This is a genomic window from Sinorhizobium sp. FG01, assembly GCF_002531875.1.
Classification (GTDB): Bacteria; Pseudomonadota; Alphaproteobacteria; order Rhizobiales; family Rhizobiaceae; genus Sinorhizobium; species Sinorhizobium fredii_C.
This window is the reverse complement of sequence record NZ_NWTB01000068.1, coordinates 1-266: the sequence shown is the minus strand read 5'-3', so window position 1 is coordinate 266 and position 266 is coordinate 1. Positions and strand designations below refer to the sequence as shown.

Annotated in this window: 1 pseudogene; it reads right to left on the bottom strand. The window is 61.3% G+C overall.

Annotated features, from left to right (window positions below):
- Positions 1-266: pseudogene (locus CO656_RS29535) on the bottom strand (short-chain dehydrogenase); the annotation flags it as partial.

Here is a 266-nt window from a genome sequence, read left to right as displayed (position 1 = left end):
AGATCTGGTTCTCCCAGGCGGCGAGTTGGTGTTCCTTCAGCATGTCCTCGATCACCTTGGGGCAGACGTTGCGGAACTTGCCGGTGTCGGCCGGGACGACCTCGATCATGCGCTCGATCATCTCGGCGGGGTCCATCCGACCCTCGGGCGTGGCGAAGAAATCGTCGAAGCCCTTGCGCAGGTCGGCGCGCTTGGTGATGTTCTTGCTGTCGTCCAGCCAACGGAACGGATTGTCGGCCATGGTTTCGTTGTAGCCGGTGTAGTAG